Below are 22,733 nucleotides of genomic sequence, written 5' to 3'. Positions count from 1 at the left end.
TAACCGGAGAAACTGCTCAGGTAGGGGACTCAATCTCTCGGGTAACCGGAAGAGCAGCTCGGGTAAGCAGAGGACCTACTAGGCTAGAAGACTCAACCGCTCTTATAAGAGATTCAAAGAATTCGTTCAGGTAAAAGCACCACCCCTTTAGGCCCTAATGTAAGCAAATATAATCTAAACTCATGATTAAAAAGAGGATGATCGTATACAAAAAAAGATTAAAGTTACTCATATCATAACTGCGATTGGCTTTGGAGGAGCGGAAACTATGCTTTATCGATTATTACAATCTGTTGACAGAGATTTGTATGAGGTAGATGTTATTTGTTTGACGGAAATGGATGTGTATGGCGAGTTAATTCAACAGCAATTAAATATGAATGTTTATATTTGTGATTTGAGATCTAATTTCCTACGCTCATTACTGAAGTGTTTTAAAATATGTAAAAATAGCGATATTATCCAAACGTGGATGTACCATTCAAACTTATTGGGTTATCTGATTTCAAGAGTTTGGAGAAAAAAGTTAATTTGGGGGATTCACCATAGCAATTTAGATAAAAAGGAAAATAAATGGACAACGATTTTAATTGCAAAGCTTTGTGCGAGATTATCTAAAAAGGTGGATATGATTATTTCCTGTGGTCCAAAAGTAAAAGAGATTCATGAAGAAATTGGCTACGACAGTCATCAACATAAGGTCATCGTCAATGGTATAAATACGGAACTGTTTAAGCCTAGTATCAAGAGGCAATATTATTTCGAGCATTTTGATGTAGAGAATCGACATATTTTATTACATGTTGGCAGATGGGACCCTTTGAAGGATTATAAAAATTTAATTGCTAGTTTACAGATGTTAAGGCTTGAAAGACAGGATTTTTATATGTTTTTAGTAGGGCTTGAAATAGATGAGAATAATAGTGAGTTACTGCAAATGATAAAGGATGCCCATTTAGAGGAAGTCATTTTTTTATTAGGCGGTAGAGATGATATATCACCGTTAATGTCGGCTGCTGATCTGTTTGTTTTATCTTCCTCAGGTGAGGGGTTACCAAATGTATTAGTGGAGGCATTAGCGAGTGGAACGTGCTGTATCACGACAGATGTTGGTGATTGTAAATATTTAGTGGGAGAATTCGGTGAGACAGTCACTGCAAAGGATGCTAATGCGTTATCTCAAGCAATGAATAAAGCATTAAATTATAGTTCAAAGCAATATGCTGAAAAGGCAAGGCTTGGTAGAGAGCACGTACTAGCTAATTTCAATATTAAACAGGTAATAGAGCAATATCAGTCTTTGTATCCAATGGTGTTGCCTAAAAATATTTATGAAAGAAATTAAAATTGCAGCAGTTCTTTCATATATAACAATCGGTTGTACGATTATTTCTTCCATAATATTTACACCGATAATCATCTCGAAACTTGGTCAAGAAGAGTACGGTTTATATTCACTTATGATTGTACTTGTTGGTTATCTTTCCATTTTAGATCTAGGGTTAGGTAACGCCATTGTGCGCTATATTTCTAGAAACAGAGCGACGGATGATAAAGCGTTAGAAGCGTCGTTAAATGGTTTTTTTCTAAAATTATTTATAGGCATTGGCTTCATTACATTATTTATTGGCTTTCTTTTATTTTCACAAGTGGACGTTATTTTTGGAAAAAGCCTGACTGTTGAGCAGCTAGATAAAGCCAAGATAATGGGCTATATTATGACAATAAGCTTGGCTGCGCAATTTCCACTAAGCGTATTTTCCTCCATATTACAAGCTTATGAAAAATTTATTTTTATTAAATTAACAGCATTACTACAGGTCATCATACAGCCTCTAACGATGTTGTTTTTTCTTTTACAGGGTACAAATGCTGTTACATTGATTTATATTGTAGCCATCTACAATGCGCTTTTTTTACTAATTGATGCGATATTCTGTCTGAAAGTATTAGCTATTAAATTTACGTTTAAAATGAATAATCGAGCATTTATAAAGGAAATCTTTGTCTATGCCATTTTTATTTTTATTACGGTTATTGTCGATAAAATTTATTGGCAAACGGATCAAATTCTTTTAGGTATATTAAAAGGAACTGAAGATGTGGCGATTTATGCAGTTGCTATACAAATTGTCTTAATTTTTATGTCACTGGCTTTGGCGATTAGCGGTTTATTTTTGCCTCGAATCTCTATTTTAGTGACACAAGAAGATGGGTTAGTGCACATTAATAAATTATTTATAAAAGTAGGATCCATGCAGTTTTTAGTAGTTGGCTATATTTTGGGAGGCTTTTTTCTTTTTGGAAAAGAATTTTTAACGCTATGGTTAGGAAAAGATTTTATAGCCGTTTATTATATTGTGTTAATTATTATGATGCCTTTCATAATTGATCTCATACAAAATCTTGGATTAAGTGTGTTAAAGGCAAAAAATTTGTTTAAATTTAGAACGATTCTATTAATATGTGTAGCGGTAGGAAATATTTTCATTTCGATTCCTGCAATTTATTATTATGGAAAAATTGGTACAGCGATTGTCACAGCGTGTTCCTTGTTTATTGGGAATGTAGTAATCATGAATATTTATTATCATAAGAAAATAAAATTAGATATTTATAGCTTTTGGAAGGCGATAGGAAGATTAGCTATTCCCTTTGGACTTTCCATCAGTCTTATAAAGCTTTTGTGGCTAGTGACAAATCCGACAATTACTTGGTTTTCAATCGTTCTATATATTTTTTTCTATAGTGTAATTGTAGGCGTTAGCCTTTTATGTATAGGCTTGAAAAAAGAAACGAGAAAAAGGTGGCTTGAGCAGCTAAAAGTCACTACTTTAAATAAGGGAGGTGCAAAATTTTGGAACCCCAAATCTTAGTAAGTGTCATCCTTCCTGTTTATAATGCAGAAAAATATTTAGAGAAATGTTTAACTAGCATATGTCACCAAACGTTAAAAAACATTGAAATTATTGCTATTAATGATGGTAGTTGTGATCAATCAATGATGATTTTACAAAAATTTGCTAAAGCAGATGCACGAATCACTGTTTTTGATATACCAAATGGAGGTGTAAGTAAAGCACGGAATTTAGGCATTGCGCATGCAAATGGTCAATATGTAACCTTTGTTGATGCAGATGATTGGATTGAGTTAACAATGCTCCAAGAATTGTATCTTGCTTGTAGATTAACGGGATCGAATATTGCAAAGTGTGATTTATATTGGCAGGAGAAGACTGGTAGTAGGCAATTGAGTTATTCATCTCAGGCTTATTGTACTTATAGTGCAGTAGAATGTTTAAATCAGTTATTTTCTGAAATAGGAGAAAGACATTTTGGCTTTGCTAGCTGTAAATTATATTTAAAATCTTTTCTAGATAAATATGCTTTACGATTTGATGAAGATATGAGTTTTGCAGAGGATACAGTTTTTATGACGAGAGCTGTCATAAAAAATCAAGCCATTTGTTATGTTCCGAAGCAGTTATATTACTATAATGTCGGAAACGAAAACTCATTAACGAGAGGGTCAATTGTTAATTTACGTCAGAAGTATGATGTATTATATGAAAGATTGAAAAAAGAGCTGGAAATTGGCAAAGTGTATAATGAAGTGAAGAATAGCTTTTTAAATTATCAGTTTGAAGGTTTACTTGTGATTGTGCATCAAATACAGACAAATAGAGTTAGACGAGATATTAAAGTAGAGATACAATCATTTCTAAAAAAGTATCCGGATCTATTAAAAGTCAAGCTTATTAATAGAGATGTGAAGCAATTACTTTTTTTTAGGTTAGTAAAGATGAATTGGCTAAATTTATCCTCTACAATTATTTATGTTAATTTGAAAAAGAATAAAATAATATAGAGATCTGCAAAATAATTAGTGATTTATATTTTTTTTGCTTAATACACTTACTGAGGTTACAATTAATGATGTTATTTATATTTATTTATCTTCAATGAAAGCATAGTAATTGCCATTTTAGGTGTGTGTAATGAAGAGTAAGCCTCTCAATGTCATTAGCAAGAAATCAAAATGACTGTAAGGCGTAATGGATAGAAAGAGTGGTATTGTAAAAATGAAAGTTTTATTTATAGGTGATATTGTAGGTTCAATAGGGCGAGATGCTGTGGAAAAATATTTGCCCCGCTTAAAGAAAAAATACAATTTAGATGTTGTCATTGCAAATGGTGAAAACGCAGCAGCAGGTCGTGGAATTACCCGAAATATTTATAATGATCTATTACAAATGGGTGTAGATGTTATTACGATGGGTAACCATACTTGGGATAATAAAGACATTTTTGATTTTATAGATGATGCAGATTATTTAATACGCCCGGCAAACTTTTCAAATGAGGCACCAGGTAAAGGAATGGTGCAAATTTCAAAAAACGGTGTAACATTATCTGTTATTAATTTGCATGGTCGAGTATTTTTACCGCCTCATGAGGATCCATTTGCGATGGCAGAGAAATTGATCGAAGAAGCACATAAAACGTCACCTCTAGTATTCGTGGATTTTCATGCCGAAGCGACAAGTGAAAAAATTGCACTCGGATGGCATTTAGATGGAAAGGCATCAGCGGTCGTTGGTACACATACACATGTGCAAACAGCCGATGCACGTATTTATCCAAATGGAACAGCCTATATTACGGACGTTGGTATGACAGGTCCATACGATGAAATTTTAGGGATGACGAAGGAAAGTGTCATTTATAAATTCCAAACAAATATGCCATCGCGTTTTGAAGTCCCGAAAAAAGGACGCGAAGTGTTAAGTGGTTTCTTTGTAGAGATTGATGATAAAACAGGAAAAGCTCTACATTGTGAGCGAATTTATATAAATGAAGATTATCCGTTTCAAGGATAAGGCGAGTGAGAAACTATTGTGTATTAAAAAATACACAGTAGTTTTTTTATGTTTAAAAATTGTTATGTCGATGAAAATAAACCATTATATTAAATAAAGTATGGCTCTTCCACAAAACGAGGGTTGATTTCCGTTCCGGCTGGGCGCTTTGTTGCTGACGCTTCGCTCTCGCAGATAAAACATTTGCCGCTGTCGCTACGCTTTCGCACAGAAAACATCCGCTTCGCTGCAGGGTCTCATCTGTGACGCTAATCCCCAAGGAGTCGCCCAGGCCTCCACTACAATCAACTTCTTCACTTAGTATGTATTTTCTGGCGTGTTACTCTAATTTATAGTGAAAAAGAAAAGCTTCAACAAGATGCGTTTTCGTGCGAAAGTGAAGCGACACAGGTATACAATCGACTTAATTGTTAGTAGTCTTTATTCTCATGTGTAACCATTGCGTTCGCTTTTGAAATACTAAAATTTTTAAAAATTCTACACTATTGTTGATTGGAGTGGAAGGGCGGAGCGGAGGAAGCGGCTCGGCGCTCGCCCACAGGAAAGCGAGTAGCCTGGAACGGAAATCACCCTCTCGTTTTGATAAGCTCCACTATTTTTAATATGGTATCATTATTTCATTGATCCAGTAGTTTCTGCATAAATTTTCAGTCTTTTTCGATTGTTTCGATATATAAGAAATGAAAATAGTCTATTTTCTTCTTCCCGAGCATAAAATGACCTATCGACAATAACTTGAGTCCAAAAAAGAGGGACATGAGTTGTTGAGCGTAAACACTATTCGCGAAACGGGGAGGAATAATTGTGGATTCATTAAAAGTATCATCACGCTCTAATCCAAATTCAGTTGCAGGTGCATTAGTCGCGGTAATCAGAGAAAAAGGGCAAGCAGAAATGCAAGCAGTTGGGGCAGGTGCACTTAACCAAGCCGTGAAAGCAGTGGCCATTGCCCGCGGATTTGTAGCGCCAAGTGGCACAGATTTAATTTGCGCACCAGCGTTTGCCGATATTTTAATTGCTGGTGAGGAACGTACAGCCTTAAAGCTTCTTGTAGAAAAGCGTACTCGATAAAAAAGTTATGAAGTAAAATGCCTTGCACATAATAAGCTGCAAGGCATTTTTTCGTTTTGCATAGTAATTAAAAATATGGTTGCATAGTTCAGAAAATTTTGTTCATGCTTTACATATTTACATGTTAAATAACACTTGAAATCAGCAAGTTAATTTTAATTGATTTGAAAATTACAACTTTTTGAACAGGATTTTCAGTCAAAGGTCTGAATTTCATTTAAATCGTGGAATAACAATAGTGCAGACCGTTTCTTCATGTTAAACTTATGAAGGAAAAATAAATAGTACACATTGGATTTAAGGAGTTGTTGACATGTTACATCAGCTTTCATGGAAAGTCGGTGGGCAACAGGGTGAAGGGATTGAGAGTACAGGCGAAATTTTCTCAATGGCAATGAATCGTTTAGGTTACTTCCTATACGGTTATCGTCATTTCTCTTCACGAATTAAAGGTGGCCATACGAATAATAAAATTACAGTTCGTCCAACAGAAGTACGTTCAATTGCGGATGATTTAGATATTTTAGTAGCGTTCGACCAAGAAACAATCGACGTCAATTATAAAGAGTTAACAGAAACAGGTGTTATTTTAGCGGATTCAAAATTTGATCCGGTAAAGCCAGAAGATTCAAAAGCGCCATTATTTGCGGTACCTTTTACTGAGGTAGCGGCAGAACTGGGCACTTCATTGATGAAAAATATGGTGGCAATCGGAGCAACAGCTTCATTGCTAAATTTAGAGGACGAAGTGTTCCAAAATGTTGTAGATGATATTTTTGGTAAAAAAGGCGAAGAAGTTGTTCAAAAAAATATGGAGGCCATTGCACGTGGTCATGAATTAATGAATGGGCTTTTAGGAGATCGTGTAGGTGAATGGAAACTTGCGCCAGCAGATGGCAATCGCCGTATGTTCATGATTGGGAACGATGCAATAGCACTTGGTGCACTTGCTGCTGGGACACGCTTTATGGCAGCCTACCCAATTACACCAGCATCTGAAATTATGGAATACCTTATTAAGAAATTACCAAAATTCGGTGGTGCGGTTATTCAAACAGAAGATGAGATTGCTGCAGCTACAATGGCAATTGGGGCAAACTTTGGTGGTGTTCGTTCCTTTACAGCTTCAGCTGGTCCTGGTCTTTCATTAATGATGGAAGCGATTGGTCTTTCAGGGATGACAGAGCAGCCACTAGTTGTTGTTGATACACAACGTGGTGGTCCATCAACAGGGTTACCGACAAAACAAGAGCAATCAGATTTAATGGCGATGTTATATGGTACGCATGGTGAAATTCCAAAAGTAGTGATTGCACCTTCTACAATGGAGGAAGCATTCTTTGACACAATCCAAGCATTTAACATTGCAGAGGAATTACAATTACCAGTTATTTTAATGACTGATTTACAATTATCTCTAGGTAAACAATCTGTTGAACCATTCGATTACAATAAAATCGAAATTCGTCGCGGTAAAATTGTCACTGACGACATTGAAGAAGCAGCTGATAAAGCATACTTCAAACGTTATGAAAATACGGAAGACGGTATTTCACCACGTGTACTACCTGGTACGTTAAATGGTATTCACCATGTAACCGGGGTTGAGCACGATGAAACTGGTAAACCATCTGAAGCAACGGGTAACCGTCAAGTACAAATGGATAAACGTTTCCGTAAGCTAGCTGCATTGAAATTCGACAATCCAGTATACGCAAATGCGCCACACGAAGAAGCCGATATTTTATTAGTAGGCTTTAACTCAACTCGTGGAGCTATTGAAGAAGTGCAAGAGCGATTAAATGCTCAAGGTATGAAGGTAAACCATGCGCATATTCGTTTAATTCACCCATTCCCATCTACTGAGGTGGCACCGCTTGTAGCAAAAGCGAAAAAAGTAATTGTTGTAGAAAATAACTACACAGGTCAATTAGCAAATATTATGAAGATGAATATTGGTGGTCACGATAAGATCGAGACTATTACAAAATATAATGGTACACCATTCTTGCCAGGTGAATTAGAAAATCGTGTGAAGGAGTTGACTCGCTAATGGCAACATTTAAGGATTTTCGTAATACAGTGAAACCAAACTGGTGCCCAGGCTGTGGAGACTTCTCTGTACAAGCTGCAATTCAGCGCTCTGCTGCTAATGTGGGTATTGAACCAAACGAACTAGCTGTTATCTCAGGTATTGGCTGTTCTGGCCGTATTTCAGGTTACATTAATTCTTACGGTTTCCACGGTATTCACGGTCGAGCATTACCGATTGCACAGGGCTTAAAAATGGCAAACCGTGATTTAAAAGTTATTGCTTCTGGCGGTGACGGGGATGGTTTTGCGATTGGTATGGGTCATACAATTCATGCCATCCGTCGTAACATTGACATCACATACGTTGTTATGGATAACCAAATTTACGGTTTAACAAAAGGGCAAACATCTCCACGCTCTGCTGCAGGATTTATTACTAAATCTACGCCAGGTGGTGCGATTGAGCCATCATTAAAACCATTAGAAGTAGCTTTAACAAGTGGAGCTACATTTGTGGCACAAGGTTTCTCTACGGATATTAAAGAGTTAACAGCTTTAATTGAAGCGGGTATTAATCATAAAGGCTTCTCATTCATCAACGTATTCTCACCTTGTGTTACTTATAATAAAGTGAACACTTACGATTGGTTTAAAGAGAACTTAACAAAACTTGCTGATATCGAGGGCTATGACAATTCTAACCGCGGTATGGCAATGCGTACAGTAATGGAGCATGAAGGATTAGTAACAGGTATTATTTATCAAGATACTGAAACAACTTCATATCAAGAAAAAGTACCAGGCTACTCAGAGCTACCATTAACGGACATTGATATTAAAATGAGCGAAAATGATTTTAATGAATTAGTGAAAGAATTTATGTAAATCAAATTTCATATTGCATGACAAAAAGCATTTGGGATGTCCTCATTCCAAATGCTTTTTCATGTTTTTAAAAGACTATGAAATTAAGCTGTCATATTACAAAGTATGACTCTTCGGCAAAACGAGGGGGTGATTTCCGTTCATTTAAAGTGCCACAAAAACCTTGCTCATATTGATTTTCATAGTGATGTTCCACATAATTTTCGCTATCCTTATAAATTCCTTATAATCATTTTCTACACTATAGTCATCGAAAGGAAGATGATGACTTGTTATGGATGATTTTATTTTAAAAACTGAAAATCTTAGTAAAAGCTTTAAAGGACAAACAATTGTAGAAAACCTGACTTTGACTATACCACGGAATACAGTATACGGTTTACTCGGTCCTAACGGTGCAGGCAAATCAACAACGTTAAAAATGATTACAGGGATGTTGCGTCCAAATACAGGAAAGATATTTTTTAATGGACATGAATGGAATCGCAATGATTTACAAGATATTGGCGTATTAATTGAAACACCACCGCTTTATGAAAATTTAACGGCAAGAGAAAATCTTAAGGTTCGAACGATTGCACTAGGTTTACCAGAATCGCGTATTGACGAAGTATTAAAAATTGTTGACTTAACCAATACAGGAAAAAAACGAGCAGGACAGTTTTCCTTAGGGATGAAACAACGCCTAGGAATAGCTATTGCACTATTAAACTATCCAAAGCTGTTAATTCTGGATGAGCCAACAAATGGTCTTGATCCAATCGGCATTCAAGAGCTTCGAAAACTAATTCGATCTTTTCCAGAGCTAGGTATTACAGTTATTTTATCGAGCCATATACTTTCAGAAGTAGAGCAGGTCGTTGATGAAATTGGCATTATTGCAGGTGGTAAATTAGGCTATCAGGGAGTTGCTCCGCGAGGACAGGAATTAGAATCATTATTTATGGAAGTCGTGTCTGCTAATCGAAAGGTAGGCATATAAAAATGATTCCAATTATGAAGGCAGAAAGATTAAAATGGAAAAAGACTTTTATTCCTAAATTACTTTGGCTAGCCCCCATCGTGACGCTGTTACTGAGTGCAGGTTTAATGGGAGGGAGTTTTTTTCAAAAGGGTGCTTATAATTGGTGGTATTCAATGCTCTTGCCGGGTGCACTGACAATATGTTGTGCGTTAGCGGTAGAAAAAGATGCGAAATTAAAATATCATAGCATTCTCGCAATGCCGATTGATCTTAAAAAGATTTGGTTTGGCAAAATACTTGCATGTAGTACCTGGTTGCTATTAACTACACTCATTTTCTTTGCAGGTATTACTGCGGGTGGAATACTTTTTGGAAATAGCTTTCCTTTAACAAATAGTCTTACAGGTAGTTTATTAATTTTCTTAACGTTTTTATGGCAAATTCCACTTTGTCTATTCCTTGCAGCAAAATTAGGAACTTATATAGCTATTTTAATAAATCTAGTTGGTAATATTGTCGGTATAGTAGCACTTGCAGATGGAGAGTTTTGGTTTAGCGTTCCTTACGGCATTACAGCAAGGCTAATTTGTCCAACTCTTGAGATTTTACCAAATGGTTTGCCGGTCCCTGAGGGCAGTCCATTATTAAACATGTGGGTTATAGTCCCAGGTATACTAGTTGCCTTAGCATGGTTTGCTTTAATAAGCTTCCTTACTGCACGATGGTTTCAGAAAAGGGAGGCGAAATAGTCAATGGTAATGTTAAGATTACTTAGAGCAGAGCTTCTTAAAACAAAAAGAACGCCTTTTTTACTTACACATCTCATTGTACCTATTATTATTTCAGGGATGTTTTTAGCATACTATACTTATTCACCATGGGGTTTTTATGATAGGGTAACGGCATATCTTCAAGCAGTAGCATGTGGGTTTCCAATGATTATTGGATTAGTTTGTGCAATGGCGGCGGAGCAAGAAGCAACTGCAGGCCATTTCCAGGAGATGCTAAAAGCTACTAAAACAAAAATAGTGGGTTATTTAAGCAAACTACTACTGTTATTGTTGTTTAGTTTTGGGGCAATATTATTGTCCGTAGGTATTTTTAGTGTTGGTTTTATTGAACTTTTGCATGAAGATACTTTTGGTTTTCAATTTTATTTAATAGCTGGATGTATTCTATTTGTAAGCTATATATTTTTATATATTTTACATCTTTTTGTTAGTCTTCAATTTGGTAAAGGCGCCTCAATCGGATTAGGGATTGTGGGATCACTTTTAGTAGCCTTACTGCTTACTGGACTAGGTGATGGTATTTGGTCATTTATACCTTATGGGTGGGGTGGTCACTTCGTTTCATTTTGGACAATGAAGGCGACAGGAATTGATTTTTCAATGGTAGAAACGGGATTACAAGCTGGAATTATTGCTTCGGTTAGTGGAACATTGCTAGCTTTAGCCCTGTCTTGTTTATGGTTTTGGAAGTGGGAAGGACGAAAATCGGAGAATTAGTGTATGAAGGAATGATGAGGGTAGAAATATGGCAAAAATATTAGCGGTAGATGATGAAAAAGGTATTTTAGTATTGATAAAAAATGCATTACTAAAAGACGAACATTTAGTAACAGTAGTCTCTAATGCAACGGAAGTAAATAAAATGGATCTTGGTGCCTTCGATTTAATTTTACTAGATGTGATGATGCCCGAATTAGATGGGTTTACATTATGTGGACAAATCCGTCATGCTGTAGATTGTCCTATTCTTTTTTTGACGGCTAAATCATTAGAAGAAGATTTAATGTATGGACTAGGCCTTGGCGCGGATGATTATATAATTAAGCCTTTTGGAATTGGAGAGCTACGTGCGAGAGTGAATGCACATTTAAGACGCGAAAAAAGAGAGAGACGTAGCATTCTCTTTGCAGATCAAGTTCATTTCAATCTATCTGGTAAAGAGTTGTATGTAAATGAAGAGAAGGTAATGCTGACAAAAAGCGAATATGAAATATGTGAATTTCTAGCTCGAAATCGAGGACAAGTGTTTTCTAAAGAAAAGATTTATGAAACGATTTTTGGATTTGATGGAAGAAGTGATAGTACCGCTATTACGGAGCATATTAAAAATATTCGTTCAAAGCTACATGCCTTTGAAATTGATGTCATTGACACTGTTTGGGGGATTGGCTATAAATGGAGACAATGAAGCCCAATAAAGGAACGCGCCTTCATACTTTTTTTCTTAAATATCTACTTTTCCTTTGTATAGGCACTATTCTATTCGTAGTACTACTGTTTAGTTTATTTTTATTGTCCTTTTCTACCAACATCGTTTTACCAGCAAATTATGCAGAAACTCAAATTTCATTATCAAAGGATCATATTGCGTCTAGTAGTTCGGTTACAGCTGATATTATTCCAGACCTTGTTGACTACGCTGTCTTTTCTAAAGATGGGCAATTTCTTGCAGGGAATCTCTCAGAAAAGGAAGCTTTTAAAGCTTGGGATGTCATGAAAAAAGGGGGAACTCAAAGTGGTTCCCAATTTTACTCGTTTATAGAGCGGGAAAATGAGATTTGTATATTACGGTATTATTTAGTACCCCAGTATCGTTCAGAAATTTTAAGGAAATATTTGCCTAACCCACAACTATTAGAATTTCTATTGCTCATTATAGGGATAGTATCCTATGCAGCTGTGCTCGCGATCCACTTTGGTAGAAGTCTAAAGAAAAAAATGTTTGGCTTACAGGAAGCGATTGAAAAAATACAAAATCAAAATTTGGATTTTACGATTAACCATTCAGGAATTCGTGAAATAGATGAAATATCGATTTCTCTTGAGCAGATGAAAGAGGCTTTAAATAGCTCGTTAAAACAGCAATGGGAAACAGAGCAGACACGTAGAGAACAAATTTCTGCTCTTGCTCATGATTTGAAAACACCACTTACAATTATTAGGGGAAATGCAGAGCTCTTACAGGACACTGTACAAGACGATATGCAAAGAGAATATAATGACTATATTTTGAAAAATACGATTGTAATAGAAAAATTCACAAATGAGCTTATTGATCTATCGAAAATGGAGAAAAATATCGTTCGTGAAAAAACATTCGTTAAAACGGAGAAATTTCTTACAGAGTTGGACAATCAAATGAAGGCACTTTCTTCTGAAAAAAAACTTCATGTTGATGTACAAAAGGGCATATTACCAGAGCGTATTTTTATCGATGAGGAACTTTTCAGTCGAGCGATTTTAAATATTATTGTCAATGCAGTGGAGTATACGCCGATAAATGGAAACGTTTCTTTATCAGTTGAAGGAGCCACTGATATTGTTCAATTTATCGTTACAGATAGCGGCTGTGGATTCTCTCCGAAGGATTTAAATGAGGCTACCAAACAGTTTTATCGAGGAGACCCAAGTAGAAATGCAGGAAATCACCATGGTATGGGTTTATATATTGCCCAATCAATTGTTCAAAAACATGGAGGAACGCTGTTAATTGATAATGATTTATCAACTGGTGGAGGGAAAGTGACCATAACAATCCCAATTAATTTCGCTACGGTGTAATTGTTGCTGTCGCTGAGCTCTGTGCGAAAGCGAAGTGACAGCGACAAATGTTTTATCTGTGCGAAAGCGAAGTGTCAGCAACAAATGTTTTATCTGTGCGAAAGCGAAGCGTTAGCAACAAATGTTTTATCTGTGCGAAAGCGAAGCGCCAGCAACAAATGTTTATCTGTGCGAAAGCGAAGCGCCAGCAACAAATGTTTTATCTGTGCGAAAACGAAGCGTCAGCAACAAATGTTTATCTGTGCGAAAGCGAAGTGTCAGCAACAAATGTTTATCTGTGCGAAAGCGAAGTGTCAGCGACAAATGTTTATCTGTGCGAAAGCGAAGCACCCAGCCGGAACGGAAATCAACCTCACGTTTTTTTTGCCGAAGAGCCAAAAAAAGAGTTGTCTCAGCGCAAGAGACAACTCTTTTCTTAGTATTGAAAAATATCTTTGTGAATGTTTTAGTGTCGAGCCCTAAAACAGAATTGCTAAATCTCTTTCGTCCGTTTTATAGGCATACTTTGAAGATTTATCGAAACAAAATCGCACTTTATCGAAACTTTTTGAGCTTTTATCGAAACAAAATCTCATTTTATCGAAACTATTTGGGTTTTTATCGAAAAACAAGCTCTTTCTATCAAAGAAATCAACCACACGTTATGGTGAAGAGCCATGATTTTGGCAAATTTGCTAAGATCATTCTTTTTTGTTTTAGCAGAAAGAAAAAAATGGGGGCCGTGTCGAGGCAATCGTTTTGTAAAAGATGCTACAATAAAAGAAAAAAAGAAGAGGCGATGCGCGTGAGTAACGTCATTGATTTTATTGCAAAGAAAAGAGAACGTGAGGAAAGGCAACGTGCGCAGGATTTAGAGAAGTACGTTGCGACGCAATGTAATTTTCAACAACCAGAAAATATTGATGAACTTGTTGATAAAAAAATGATTGAGGTCAAAGATCATACGTTATTTTTAGGGTTTCTCTCAATATTAAAAGATGAACAAATTGAGCCACTTGATATTTTTCAGGATGTTTTTACATTAGAGCCTGCTCGCTTTGAAAAGTCCTACAATATGAGATGGTGGTCGGTTGTGCAGCTTGCATTTACATTTTTAACAATTTTAAAGGAGAACGAGCCGCATACATATGCAGATTTTCTTGGTTTATCTGATTAATCTAGAGTGTGTGCACGTCTTGAAATACTACACAAACGTGCGCATACTCTACTAGATTCCTTCTTATTTTCCCCTCAAATAAATGATTATCTTTACAATTCCTCCATTAAATCAATAATTCCTACATAATTTTTACTGAATATTTTAATGTCCTCCATACTTGCTTAATGTTTGTTTTATAACATAACTGTTGTAAGCAAATAAAAATAAACAAAAACAAATGGAGGTTCCAACTAAATGGCGATTCAAAAGTTGTGGAAGAAAGGTCTAATCGGTGCATTAGCAATTTCGATGTTGGCAGCTTGTTCTGACAGTTCATCTAGTTCCAATGAGGTAAACAGTGATTTAACGCTTGAAGAGGTTACGAAAAAAGCAAAAGAAGAAGGTACTGTCAATTCTGTCGGTATGCCAGATACGTGGGCTAACTGGATAGAGACTTGGGAAGAACTTGGTACGGAATATAGCCTTAAGCATACGGATTCAGACATGTCGAGTGCTGAAGAGCTAGCAAAGTTTGAAGCAGAAAAGGACGATGCAACTGCGGATATTGGTGATGTAGGAATTGCCTTTGGTCCAATTGCTAAGGAAAAGGGATTAACATTACCGTACAAAACATCTTATTGGAATGAAATACCTGAATGGGCAAAGGATGATGAAGGACATTGGGTTGTAGGTTACACAGGAACAATTTCATTTTTAACTGATAAAAACAATGTCAAAAACGCCCCAAAATCTTGGGAGGACCTTAAAAACGGCGATTACACTGTCAGCATTGGTGATGCACTAACAGCAAACCAAGCACAGTTTGCTATTTTAGCAGCTGCTATGGCATTTGGCGGCGATGAATCAAATATCCAACCAGGGATAGACTTTTTCGCAGACTTAGCAAAGCAGGGGCGTTTAAAAGGTGATCCTTCTGTAGCGAATATAGAAAAGGGTGAAATTGATGTAGCCATCTTATGGGATTTCAATGCGCTCGGCTATCGTCACCAAATCGATGAAAAACGTTTTGATGTCGCTATTCCATCCGAAGGCTCTGTAACATCTGGCTATGCAACGATCATTAATAAATACGCAAAAAATCCACATGCAGCAATGTTAGCTCGTGAGTATATTTTATCCGATGCAGGTCAAGAAAATTTAGCGAAGGGTTATGCTCGCCCAATCCGTGACAAGGTTCAACTACCTCAAGATGTTAAGGAGCTATTATTACCTGAAGAAATGTACAAAAATGCACAGCCTGTAAAAGACCAAAAGAAATGGGAAGAAACAACGAAACAAATTCCACAACTATATCAGGAACAGGTATTAATTCATGCAAAATAAAGTTGTTTTAATTGTCGTAGATGCACTGCGTTTTGATACAGCCTGTACGCATATGGGGTTTATGCACCATTTAGTTGAACGTAAAGTTGCAGCACGCTATAAGGTTTGCTCGGAGGTCCCGTCATTATCGAGACCTTTATATGAAACGATTTTAACGGGGACACCACCCATTGTACATGGGGTAACAAGTAATATGACAGTACGTCTATCTACGCAAAACAGTCTATTCCATTTGGCGAAAGAAAGCGGTCTGTCGACAGCAGCGGCTGCCTATCATTGGGTAAGTGAGCTATACAATCGCGCACCATTTGTGCATATGGAAGACAGGCTACAATTGGATACTCAATTGCCGATCGAGAATGGCTTGTTCTACTTTGAGGATCACTATCCAGACAGTCATTTATTTGCTGATGCTGCATGGCTAATGGATCAAAAGCAACCGGATTTCTTATATATTCATCCGATGAATGTAGATGATGATGGTCATAAATTTACAGCTGACTCAGCGCAGTATCGAAACCGTGTTTTAGCAGTTGATGCCTTATTATCTTTATTTATCCCGAAATGTCTTGCACAGGGCTATGAGGTTATAGTGACAGCTGATCATGGGATGACAAGTGATGGTAATCATGGAGGAACAACAGCTGAGGATCGTCATGTACCGATGTTTGTTATTTCAAATCGAGTGAAAGCAGGCATTAAAGATGAGATTGTATCACAGTTACAAATTGCTCCGCTGTGCTGTCATTTATTGAATATCGAACCTTCTGATGAAATGGTTCCACTGTTATTAGAAGGGACGCATTCTTTAAAAAAATAATTAAAAGAGGCTGGGCGCGCCCATGAAAGCGCCCGGCCAGAAATGAAAACTTTAAAGATTTATCGGAACAAAGTCTCATTTTATCGGAACAATTTTAGCTTTTATCGGTATGTTCTCTCATTTTATCGAAACAACTTGGATTAACTATAGAAAGAAGTGATTGTTTTGATTTCGAAGCGGCAAACAGTTGCCTGGCTTTCTCCTTTTCTAGTACTTGTATTGTTATTTTTCTTAATACCGTTACTGTATATGCTAATCACAAGCTTTCAAAATAGTGATGGTTTTACACTTGCGCAATATCAAGCAGTACTAACGAACGATTACATTTTACAAGGCTTTAAAAATAGTATTACACTGTCCTTTATTTCAGCAGTAATTGCCTTAATCGTTACCTTATTTGCAGTCTATGCGATTATGAGATTTTCTGAGCCAGTACGTGAGAAGATTTTACTACTAACAAACTTAACATCTAATTTTTCAGGTATTCCATTGGCATTTGCCTTTATCGTATTACTTGGAAATAGCGGGCTCTTTACATTGCTATTCGATAAATGGGGTATCGACGCATTATCTTCATTTTCTCTTTATAGCTGGGGTGGCTTGTTACTCATTTATGTTTATTTTCAGCTACCGTTAGCATTAATGCTTCTATACCCAATTTATGATGGAATTCAGCAACAATGGAAGGAAGCGGCGGCACTGCTTGGAGCGTCTACATGGCAGTTTTGGATAAAGATTGGTGTTCCTGTTATGCTTCCTGGGATCGTTGGGACATTTAGCGTATTGTTTGCCAATGCAATGGGAGCGTATGCCTCAGCCTATGCGCTAACGAATAGTAGTTACAATTTAGTCGCAATACGTATTGGTTCTCTTATTAAAGGAGATATTTTTGCCCAACCAGAGCTGGCAAGTGCTATTGCAGTCATACTAGCGGTAACGATGGTGACGGCGATGCTGTTAAGTGAATGGAGCATTTCAAAAACAAGGAGGAAGTTATAGTGAAAAAGAGAGGCGTTGCTGATTTATTTTTCCTCCTGTTAGTCGTGTATTTAGTGTTTCCAGTTATTGCAACAATGCTTTATGCCTTTGCGGAAAATTGGAACAACACCATTTTGCCAGAAGGATTAACATTTAAATGGATTACTACATTATTTCAGGATGCAGAATTTATACAGGCTTTTGGACGTTCTGTCTTATTGTCGAGTGGGGCAGTATTGATCGCATTGCTCGTTATCGTACCGGCCATTTTCGTTATCGTGTTGTATTTTCCAAAATACGAAAAATGGATTCAGACGGCAGTTGTTATGGTGTATTCATTCCCTGGAATTATTTTAGCAGTCGGGCTCATTCGTGTTTATAGCAAATTCGGCGTGCCGATGATTTTAGTCGTTTTAGGGGCCTATGTCATCAGTATCCTACCATACATTTACCAAGGGACGCGCAATAGTTTACGGAATGTAGACGCACGGCAGCTTTTAGATGCAGCCCAATTACTTGGAGCATCTAAAATGCAGGCATTTACAAAAATATTGTTACCTACTGTTTATCCAGGTTTATTTGCAGGTGCATTATTATCATTTTCAGTGCTTTTTGGAGAATTTGTACTGATAAATCTTGTGGTAGGTTCTCGCTTTGAAACGGTGCAAATTTATTTAATGAAAAAGCTAAGTGCAAGTGGACATATTGCCAGTGCAGTTGTCTTTGTTTATATCGTTCTTATGGGCTTATTAACGTTCGTTATTGCAAGATTAACGAAACAATCGAAAGGTGCTACAAATCTATGAGTTATATTGTGATTGAAGGACTTCATAAAAAATATGGATTAACGACGGTTTTATCAAATATAGATATGAAGATTGAAAAAGGTGAATTTATAACTCTTTTAGGTCCGAGTGGCTGTGGTAAGAGTACAATTTTACGAATTGTAGCAGGCTTAACAGATGCATCGGCTGGCCAAATTGTCATTGAGGGCAAGGATATGATGGGTGTTCCACCAAAGGATCGTCAAGTTGGCATGGTGTTTCAATCATATGCACTATTCCCAAATATGACGGTGAAAGAAAATGTAGCTTTTGGATTACGCATGCAAAAAGTAAATACGGCTGAAGTTGACAAGCGTGTTCAAGAAATGCTTGCGATTGTTCATTTATCTGAAAAAGCAAACGCTTATCCGAAAGAATTGTCGGGTGGTCAGCAGCAGCGTGTTGCTCTTGCTCGTGCTTTAATTGTACGTCCAAAGGTGTTGCTGTTAGATGAGCCGCTTAGTGCGTTAGATGCCCAAATTCGTAAAAAGCTACAAGCCGACTTACGAGCCATCCAACAAAAGCTAGGCATAACGATGATTTTAGTAACGCATGACCAAGAGGAAGCAATGGCTGTTTCTGACAGAATATTTGTTATGAATAATGGGATGATTGCTCAAAGTGGAACACCTACTGCAATTTATACAAGCCCTGAAAGTGAATTTATTGCTAATTTTATCGGTCATTACAATGTCTTTACGCGCCAAGCTTTAGAGAAAATGATTGGCGAGACGTTACCAAAAGAATGCTCAAAATTTGCGATTCGACCAGAAGCCATTCATCTCGATCAGAGACAGGGGGATATTTGTATTACTGGAGAGGCGAAGCAGTCGTTAATGAGTGGCAATGTTATTCGAACAACATTTGAGGGCGAATGTCTCTTTACAATGGAGCAGCTGCATCAACGAGGCTATTTGTTTGAGCTGGGCAAAAAATATACGTGCTATGTAGCAAGGGAAGATGTGATTGCATTATCATGACGTATGCAAAAATTGAACGATTCGAGTTTATTTTAAAGCAATTAGAGATTGATGAGAAAATTATTGTTGCCAATATTGCGGAAGAATTACAAGTGGCACCTGAAACGATTCGAAGAGATTTTGATGAGCTTGAGCAACAGCGTTTATTAACGAGAGTACACGGTGGAGCTGTGAAGTATACACACGTTAGAAATGAACCAGTATTTTTGCGAAAGCTTCAAATGCAAAAAGAGGCAAAACGCAATATAGCTCGTTTGGCAGCTAGACGTATATGTGATGGGGATACAATTGCTGTTGATACCGGTACAACAACAGTGCATATCGCAGATTTTTTATTGGCAATCGATGATATAACGGTCGTAACGAATTCCATAGCTGCTGCAGTACAATTTAATTTGGCTATTGAAGAGCGACGAATGACTGGGAAGGTTATTTTACTCGGAGGAACGACAAATCCAAAACAATCCTCAGTAGCAGGAGCTATGACAATGGAAGTGTTAGGCAATATGAATTTTGATAAAGCATTTATATCATGTGGTGGTATTAGCGAAGGGATCGTTTACGATTACGATTTGGATGAATCGTTAATTTCTAAAAAAATGATTGAGCATAGTAAAATGAACTTTTTGCTAGCAGATGCATCTAAAATAAATGGTAAATCCTTTTATCAAATTTGTCACTTAGAGGAGTGCTCAGATATTCTTTGTGATGTAGTTTGCCCAGTGGAGTGGCAAGCATATGAGGAAAAGTGGACGGTATGTAATGGAGGGAAAAGTGAATGATTGATTATCATGTACATTTAGAGGAGGGCCCATATTCATTTCGTTGGTTAGAGCGGACTTCTCAGGCGATTCGTTTTTTTAATGAAGACGAAGCGGCAGCAAAAGGTACTAGAGCATATGTTGAGTTACAAATGCAGCAGTTGTCACAGCGATTACAAAGCGGTTGCTATAGTGAGGAATGGTTAGATTTATATCTACAACAGGCTAAACAGCTTGGTTTGCGCGAGGTTGGTATTGTTGATCATCTATATCGTTTTAAGGAGACGCGAACATACTTTGAGAATTATATGCAGTTGGGTGACAATGAAGTTGGTAAATTGCAGCGTTATTGGCTTGATCGTGTCATGACGGAAAGTATGGATGATTTTGTGTCAGCCATTAATCGAGCAAAGGAAAAGTGGAGTTGTCATGGTATTTCCTTAAAGCTTGGCATCGAGGCCGATTATTTTGTCGGTGGTGAGGAAGAATTAGCATCATTATTAGAACGATATCAGTGGGATTATGTTATCGGATCTGTCCATTTTGTGGATGGCTGGGGCTTTGATAACCCTCAGACACAATATATTTTTGAGGATATGGACGCTGCAGCTTTACAGCAGAACTATACTCGTTTTTTTACCACAGTAGAAAAAATGATCCTCTCGAATATGTTTGATTTTGTGGCACATTTGGACAACTTTAAAGTATTTGACTATCAAGTGGAAGATGCGGCTTTTCTGGATACTTGGTATGAAAGAATCGCTAAGGCTCTTGTGACAACACAAACTGCCACTGAAATAAATGCCGGCTTATATTATCGCTACCCAGTAAAGGAAATGTGCCCAGGACCTCGTTTCTTGCAAATTTTAATTGACCATGATGTAGCCTTTACAGTTTCCTCAGATGCGCATTTCCCAGACGATTTAGGTAAGTATACATTTGCCAATGCCAATCTGCTTAAGAGCTTTGGTGTTCAATCAATTGTCGGCTTTGAACAGCGTATGAGAAAATTAATTGAGATATAGCGCACTGTTGTTCATAGATATATAGGCACTGAAACAAAAATGAGGTTTCTTAGGAAATTCATTTTTGTTTCAGTGCCTTTAATTTATTTATATTAGTACATAAGTACAAGACAGATTGCATACATATGATTAAATTCATTTTTTAAATGAGAGGCGAGTAAAATTGTCAATAACAGTAGATCAAACTTTTTTGCCAGTTATCATACAATCGGGCCACAATGCTTATGGGGTAGCCCGCTCCTTTTACGAAGCGTATCGAATAAAAAGCCTTGTATTAGAACCAGCTTTGAAAACAAAAAACATTCGAGCACTCTTACTAGGTGGGGCACGAGGAATAGCAACTCAAAATAGTCAAATCATCGACTTTCAATATGTGGACCGTTTAGATGAACCCGCTTATTTTGTACAAGCTTTAATCGACATCGCGATGCAGTTCAAAAATAAGAAATTGATTTTACTTGTATGTGATTGTTACTATGCGGAGCTTATCATTATCAATAAACAGACGCTACAACAATATTTTATTTTGCCTTATATAAATGAGGATTTAATGAAGCGGATTCGAACAAAGGAAGAGTTTTATAAGTGTTGTAATTTATATAATATTAAATATCCAAAAACGGTGGTAGTGACAAAGGAACATCATGCAATAAGTGATGTTCCATTCGATTTTCCGATGATTATCAAACCATCGAATGCCGTTGAATATACGAGTTGTTCCTTCCCTGAGAAGAAAAAAGTATTTCTTGCAAAAAATGAAGAAGAGCAAAAGCAAATTATTAGCAGTATTTATCGCTCTACGTATAAAGATTCTTTAATTCTTCAAGAATTTATTCCAGGCGATGATTCTTATATTCGTGTATTAGATGTTTACGTAGGAAAGGATAAGAAGGTTAAATTGATGTGTTTAGGTAACAAGCTTCTCGAAGATCCTTCACCACATAATATTGGCACTTCTTTGGCGATTATGACGGATTTCGATGAACAGCTAATGGACAAAATACGTTATTTTTTAGAAGACATTGGCTATAATGGATTTGCAAATTTTGACATGAAATTCGATGTTCGTGACGGGGAATATAAAATATTTGAAATGAACTTACGAACTGGGGCTTCAAGCTATTTCGTGACAGCGAGTGGTCATAATTTAATGCAGTATGTTGCTAATGATTATGTCTTCAATGTAAATCAAGAGCTAACGTATGTACAGACGAGGCATTTGTGGTCACTTATTCCAGAAAAAACGCTATTTAAAGGTTTAAAAAATGAAAAACTAAAAATAGAAACAAAGCGATTAATAAAACAGGGCAAATATTCGAATGCCCTATATTTTAGAGAAGATATGAACGTCAAGCGATGGACAAAGCTAAAACTATATAATTATTATTTGAATCTAAAATATAAAAAGTACTACAAATAAGGTCGAGCCAAGTGCACGGACACCCTTTGATGCTGAA

At 36.7% G+C, this 22,733-nt stretch carries 23 protein-coding genes; 22 read left to right on the top strand and 1 reads right to left on the bottom strand.

Going from position 1 to position 22,733, the window contains the following annotated elements:
* Window positions 1–205: 205 nt before the first annotated feature.
* The 4 genes from QRN68_RS00460 to QRN68_RS00445 all read left to right on the top strand — a co-directional run bounded on the left by QRN68_RS00460 (window position 206) and on the right by QRN68_RS00445 (window position 4,880).
* Window positions 206–1,345, top strand: a complete 1,140-nt coding sequence (locus QRN68_RS00460) for a glycosyltransferase (RefSeq protein ID WP_350224324.1) — start codon at window positions 206–208, stop codon at window positions 1,343–1,345.
* The gene (locus tag QRN68_RS00455) at window positions 1,332–2,876 is read left to right on the top strand and encodes an oligosaccharide flippase family protein (RefSeq protein WP_285394575.1); all 1,545 of its coding nucleotides are present in this window, start codon (window positions 1,332–1,334) and stop codon (window positions 2,874–2,876) included. The genes QRN68_RS00460 and QRN68_RS00455 overlap by 14 nt, the downstream gene beginning before the upstream one ends.
* A complete protein-coding gene (locus QRN68_RS00450; RefSeq protein ID WP_285394574.1) occupies window positions 2,858–3,868 on the top strand; it encodes a glycosyltransferase family 2 protein in 1,011 nt (336 codons plus the stop codon). Before QRN68_RS00455 ends, QRN68_RS00450 begins: the two co-directional genes overlap by 19 nt.
* Window positions 3,869–4,082: 214 nt before the next feature.
* On the top strand, window positions 4,083–4,880 hold the full coding sequence (locus QRN68_RS00445) for a TIGR00282 family metallophosphoesterase (protein ID WP_285394695.1): 798 nt from the start codon (window positions 4,083–4,085) through the stop codon (window positions 4,878–4,880).
* A gap of 52 nt (window positions 4,881–4,932) precedes the next feature.
* Here the strand turns inward: QRN68_RS00445 and QRN68_RS00440 are convergent, their stop codons facing one another.
* On the bottom strand, window positions 4,933–5,139 hold the full coding sequence (locus tag QRN68_RS00440) for a hypothetical protein (protein ID WP_285394573.1): 207 nt from the start codon (window positions 5,137–5,139) through the stop codon (window positions 4,933–4,935).
* 545 nt (window positions 5,140–5,684) lie between these two features.
* Between QRN68_RS00440 and QRN68_RS00435 the strand changes: the two genes are divergently transcribed.
* The 18 genes from QRN68_RS00435 to QRN68_RS00350 all read left to right on the top strand — a co-directional run bounded on the left by QRN68_RS00435 (window position 5,685) and on the right by QRN68_RS00350 (window position 22,696).
* Window positions 5,685–5,951 carry a stage V sporulation protein S gene (locus QRN68_RS00435; RefSeq protein ID WP_053594284.1) on the top strand — a complete coding sequence of 89 codons (267 nt, stop codon included), beginning with the start codon at window positions 5,685–5,687 and terminating at the stop codon, window positions 5,949–5,951.
* A 313-nt stretch (window positions 5,952–6,264) separates the two neighbouring features.
* Window positions 6,265–8,004, top strand: coding sequence for a 2-oxoacid:acceptor oxidoreductase subunit alpha (locus QRN68_RS00430; protein ID WP_285394572.1), 1,740 nt, complete (start codon window positions 6,265–6,267; stop codon window positions 8,002–8,004).
* Window positions 8,004–8,870, top strand: coding sequence for a 2-oxoacid:ferredoxin oxidoreductase subunit beta (locus QRN68_RS00425; protein ID WP_285394571.1), 867 nt, complete (start codon window positions 8,004–8,006; stop codon window positions 8,868–8,870). Before QRN68_RS00430 ends, QRN68_RS00425 begins: the two co-directional genes overlap by 1 nt.
* Before the next feature lie 274 nt (window positions 8,871–9,144).
* Complete coding sequence (locus QRN68_RS00420; protein WP_285394570.1) at window positions 9,145–9,852, top strand: lantibiotic protection ABC transporter ATP-binding protein; 708 nt, start codon at window positions 9,145–9,147, stop codon at window positions 9,850–9,852.
* Between the two features lie 2 nt (window positions 9,853–9,854).
* Window positions 9,855–10,583 (top strand): lantibiotic immunity ABC transporter MutE/EpiE family permease subunit, encoded by a 729-nt coding sequence (locus QRN68_RS00415; protein WP_285394569.1) that lies wholly within the window; start codon window positions 9,855–9,857, stop codon window positions 10,581–10,583.
* A gap of 3 nt (window positions 10,584–10,586) precedes the next feature.
* Entirely contained in the window at window positions 10,587–11,342 is a 756-nt protein-coding gene (locus QRN68_RS00410) for a lantibiotic immunity ABC transporter MutG family permease subunit (RefSeq protein WP_285394568.1), read from the top strand.
* A gap of 28 nt (window positions 11,343–11,370) precedes the next feature.
* Window positions 11,371–12,033: a response regulator transcription factor gene (locus QRN68_RS00405; RefSeq protein WP_285394567.1), complete on the top strand. Its 663-nt coding sequence runs from the start codon at window positions 11,371–11,373 to the stop codon at window positions 12,031–12,033.
* On the top strand, window positions 12,021–13,406 hold the full coding sequence (locus QRN68_RS00400) for a sensor histidine kinase (RefSeq protein ID WP_285394566.1): 1,386 nt from the start codon (window positions 12,021–12,023) through the stop codon (window positions 13,404–13,406). Before QRN68_RS00405 ends, QRN68_RS00400 begins: the two co-directional genes overlap by 13 nt.
* Window positions 13,407–13,453: 47 nt before the next feature.
* Window positions 13,454–13,825 (top strand): hypothetical protein, encoded by a 372-nt coding sequence (locus tag QRN68_RS00395; RefSeq protein ID WP_285394564.1) that lies wholly within the window; start codon window positions 13,454–13,456, stop codon window positions 13,823–13,825.
* A 359-nt stretch (window positions 13,826–14,184) separates the two neighbouring features.
* Window positions 14,185–14,562 (top strand): 2-oxoglutarate ferredoxin oxidoreductase subunit beta, encoded by a 378-nt coding sequence (locus QRN68_RS00390; protein ID WP_285394562.1) that lies wholly within the window; start codon window positions 14,185–14,187, stop codon window positions 14,560–14,562.
* A 237-nt stretch (window positions 14,563–14,799) separates the two neighbouring features.
* Complete coding sequence (locus QRN68_RS00385) at window positions 14,800–15,888, top strand: ABC transporter substrate-binding protein (protein ID WP_285394560.1); 1,089 nt, start codon at window positions 14,800–14,802, stop codon at window positions 15,886–15,888.
* Complete coding sequence (locus QRN68_RS00380; protein WP_285394558.1) at window positions 15,878–16,708, top strand: alkaline phosphatase family protein; 831 nt, start codon at window positions 15,878–15,880, stop codon at window positions 16,706–16,708. The genes QRN68_RS00385 and QRN68_RS00380 overlap by 11 nt, the downstream gene beginning before the upstream one ends.
* Window positions 16,709–16,864: 156 nt before the next feature.
* Window positions 16,865–17,707 carry an ABC transporter permease gene (locus tag QRN68_RS00375; RefSeq protein WP_285394557.1) on the top strand — a complete coding sequence of 281 codons (843 nt, stop codon included), beginning with the start codon at window positions 16,865–16,867 and terminating at the stop codon, window positions 17,705–17,707.
* Entirely contained in the window at window positions 17,707–18,492 is a 786-nt protein-coding gene (locus QRN68_RS00370; protein WP_285394555.1) for an ABC transporter permease, read from the top strand. Before QRN68_RS00375 ends, QRN68_RS00370 begins: the two co-directional genes overlap by 1 nt.
* Complete coding sequence (locus tag QRN68_RS00365) at window positions 18,489–19,490, top strand: ABC transporter ATP-binding protein (RefSeq protein WP_285394553.1); 1,002 nt, start codon at window positions 18,489–18,491, stop codon at window positions 19,488–19,490. Before QRN68_RS00370 ends, QRN68_RS00365 begins: the two co-directional genes overlap by 4 nt.
* Window positions 19,487–20,272, top strand: a complete 786-nt coding sequence (locus QRN68_RS00360) for a DeoR/GlpR family DNA-binding transcription regulator (RefSeq protein WP_285394552.1) — start codon at window positions 19,487–19,489, stop codon at window positions 20,270–20,272. Before QRN68_RS00365 ends, QRN68_RS00360 begins: the two co-directional genes overlap by 4 nt.
* Window positions 20,269–21,276 (top strand): histidinol phosphate phosphatase domain-containing protein, encoded by a 1,008-nt coding sequence (locus tag QRN68_RS00355; protein ID WP_285394551.1) that lies wholly within the window; start codon window positions 20,269–20,271, stop codon window positions 21,274–21,276. Before QRN68_RS00360 ends, QRN68_RS00355 begins: the two co-directional genes overlap by 4 nt.
* Window positions 21,277–21,445: 169 nt before the next feature.
* On the top strand, window positions 21,446–22,696 hold the full coding sequence (locus QRN68_RS00350) for a carboxylate--amine ligase (protein WP_285394693.1): 1,251 nt from the start codon (window positions 21,446–21,448) through the stop codon (window positions 22,694–22,696).
* Window positions 22,697–22,733: the final 37 nt, after the last annotated feature.

Origin of the sequence: Lysinibacillus sp. fls2-241-R2A-57, assembly GCF_030209535.1 — a bacterium.
Classification (GTDB): Bacteria; Bacillota; Bacilli; order Bacillales_A; family Planococcaceae; genus Lysinibacillus.
The sequence above is the reverse complement of the archived record's forward strand: the minus strand, read 5'-3'. Positions and strand labels throughout refer to the sequence as shown.

Bases quoted from the DNA above. Each gene is read 5' to 3' on its own strand.
- QRN68_RS00455 (WP_285394575.1), top strand. From the start codon at position 1,332: ATGAAAGAAATTAAAATTGCAGCAGTTCTTTCATATATAACAATCGGT.
- QRN68_RS00415 (WP_285394569.1), top strand. From the start codon at position 9,855: ATGATTCCAATTATGAAGGCAGAAAGATTAAAATGGAAAAAGACTTTT.
- QRN68_RS00380 (WP_285394558.1), top strand. From the start codon at position 15,878: ATGCAAAATAAAGTTGTTTTAATTGTCGTAGATGCACTGCGTTTTGAT.
- QRN68_RS00445 (WP_285394695.1), top strand. From the start codon at position 4,083: ATGAAAGTTTTATTTATAGGTGATATTGTAGGTTCAATAGGGCGAGAT.
- QRN68_RS00360 (WP_285394552.1), top strand. From the start codon at position 19,487: ATGACGTATGCAAAAATTGAACGATTCGAGTTTATTTTAAAGCAATTA.
- QRN68_RS00400 (WP_285394566.1), top strand. From the start codon at position 12,021: ATGGAGACAATGAAGCCCAATAAAGGAACGCGCCTTCATACTTTTTTT.
- QRN68_RS00390 (WP_285394562.1), top strand. From the start codon at position 14,185: ATGCGCGTGAGTAACGTCATTGATTTTATTGCAAAGAAAAGAGAACGT.
- QRN68_RS00385 (WP_285394560.1), top strand. From the start codon at position 14,800: ATGGCGATTCAAAAGTTGTGGAAGAAAGGTCTAATCGGTGCATTAGCA.
- QRN68_RS00365 (WP_285394553.1), top strand. From the start codon at position 18,489: ATGAGTTATATTGTGATTGAAGGACTTCATAAAAAATATGGATTAACG.
- QRN68_RS00405 (WP_285394567.1), top strand. From the start codon at position 11,371: ATGGCAAAAATATTAGCGGTAGATGATGAAAAAGGTATTTTAGTATTG.
- QRN68_RS00420 (WP_285394570.1), top strand. From the start codon at position 9,145: ATGGATGATTTTATTTTAAAAACTGAAAATCTTAGTAAAAGCTTTAAA.
- QRN68_RS00430 (WP_285394572.1), top strand. From the start codon at position 6,265: ATGTTACATCAGCTTTCATGGAAAGTCGGTGGGCAACAGGGTGAAGGG.
- QRN68_RS00355 (WP_285394551.1), top strand. From the start codon at position 20,269: ATGATTGATTATCATGTACATTTAGAGGAGGGCCCATATTCATTTCGT.
- QRN68_RS00410 (WP_285394568.1), top strand. From the start codon at position 10,587: ATGGTAATGTTAAGATTACTTAGAGCAGAGCTTCTTAAAACAAAAAGA.
- QRN68_RS00425 (WP_285394571.1), top strand. From the start codon at position 8,004: ATGGCAACATTTAAGGATTTTCGTAATACAGTGAAACCAAACTGGTGC.
- QRN68_RS00395 (WP_285394564.1), top strand. From the start codon at position 13,454: ATGTTTTATCTGTGCGAAAGCGAAGTGTCAGCAACAAATGTTTTATCT.